General features: G+C 53.4%; 1 protein-coding gene. It reads left to right on the top strand.

Going from position 1 to position 1,745, the window contains the following annotated elements:
• Positions 1-121: 121 nt before the first annotated feature.
• Complete coding sequence (locus IQ256_RS29085; protein WP_228025401.1) at positions 122-1,735, top strand: DUF6399 domain-containing protein; 1,614 nt, start codon at positions 122-124, stop codon at positions 1,733-1,735.
• The last annotated feature ends 10 nt before the right edge of the window (positions 1,736-1,745 follow it).

Genomic DNA, 1,745 nt, shown 5'->3' on the forward strand with positions numbered 1-1,745 from the left:
GGGGTACCAACTTAAGCCGGGACAAAAAGCTCTGGTTAAGGATGCGTGAATAAGCCCATTAGACAAAAAGCTCTGCAGCAAAGCCCAGAGCCATGTATCGTCACCCTAACAAGATTCAAACATGGGTACGATGACACTGAGTATAAGAGAACGCAGCCAAAAAGTCGCGGCTTGTATTACGGAGAATGTAGGGCAGACGCTTCGCGGCATCACTGCCACGACGGGCATCAGCAAAAGCAGCGTCCACCGCTATCGACAAGCGATTGAGCGGCGCAACCAGTACGCAGAATCGAGTCTTTGGGAAACCGCAGCAGGTAGCCAGTGGCTGATACGGTTAGTAATCGGTCTGGTCTACTACTTTGGTATCAAGCAAGGGGTGGGTGCCGAAAGCCTATCAGAGTTCATCTGCGCTATTCACCTAGACACGCATGTCGCCAGTTCTGCCAGCGCGCTACGACAGCTTAAGCAGCGTGTGAATCAAGCGATAATTGACTACGAGAAAGCACAAGCAGAGCACTGTGTGCCTGCTGAAGGCCAGGGCATTTGTGTCGGGGCCGATGAGACGTTCTTCGGGCTACCTGTGCTCGTGCTGCTAGAGCTGAGCAGTGGCTACATCTTTATCGAAACCGAATGCGAGAACCGCACCTATGCTACTTGGATGGAACAGGTCAATCAGTGGTGGCAAGATAGCCCGTGGCAATGCCACTATCTGGTCAGCGACGGTGCCAGAGCCCTCGTGAAGCTAGCCGTATCCGGGCTCGGTTGTGTTAGTGTCGCTGATTTGTTTCATGCCCTACGAGCGTTAGGCAGGCCGATAGGTCGAGCCCTTGGACAACAGGCGGCGACGCTGAAGAAGCAACAAGATAAACTTCGACAACAGTTGAACAAACCTCGTAAAGGCGCAGATAAGCAAGCCTTGCAGACGTTGATAGAACACAATGAAGCAGCGCTACAGCAGGTGCAACAAGACGAGAAAACCTACCAGGAAGCACTGGAGGAGGTTAGCCAAACGATTCATCCGTTTACCCTCGATAGTCTGCAATGGCAAACCCAAAGGGCACTACTGACGCATTTGGCACCGCCCTTGCAGTGCTTATGGGATCTCGCCCCTACCTATGGCGCACAAAAAGCACAGCAGGCGATTGACACCTTCGAAGCGCAGATTACCTCGTTTACTCAAGCAATTGAGGCTTGGCAACAGTGGGTGACCAGCGCCCTCGATGGCCAAACCCAGGACGCCAAGATCCGTAGTTGGGTACTCACCAGCTTACTCCCTTGGGTGTACTGGACACAGCAAGCGGATAAGACTCGGCAACCCTCACTCAAAAGGCGCTATCAAGATGCCGCCAGCCATGCCTTTGACCAACTCTTCGAGCAAGACATCACACTAACCTTGGCAGATCACCAGCGTCAGCGATGGGTGCTGTGGTGTCGAGAATTCTGTGCCAAGTATCAGCGCACCTCTTCAGCCGTTGAAGGCCGCAATGGCTATCTATCCAAGCTTCACCATGCCCGGCGCGGGTTCTCTGAACAGTCACTCAACGTGCTCACTATCATTCATAATTTTGACCTTCAACGATACGATGGCACCACCGCTGCACAACGCCTGTTTGGCCACGAATTTCCTGACCCTTTTGAATGGATGCTAGCGCACGTCGGCGAGTTGCCTATGCCTCGGCGCTCTGCCAAACTACAGCAGCCCAAACCCTTATGTGCTGGTGGTGTCCCGGCTTAAGTTGGTACCC

Origin of the sequence: cf. Phormidesmis sp. LEGE 11477, assembly GCF_015207105.1 — a bacterium.
Taxonomy (GTDB): domain Bacteria; phylum Cyanobacteriota; class Cyanobacteriia; order Phormidesmidales; family Phormidesmidaceae; genus Phormidesmis.

Excerpts from the sequence above, each read along its gene's own strand:
- IQ256_RS29085 (WP_228025401.1), top strand. The coding sequence starts at position 122 with ATGGGTACGATGACACTGAGTATAAGAGAACGCAGCCAAAAAGTCGCG.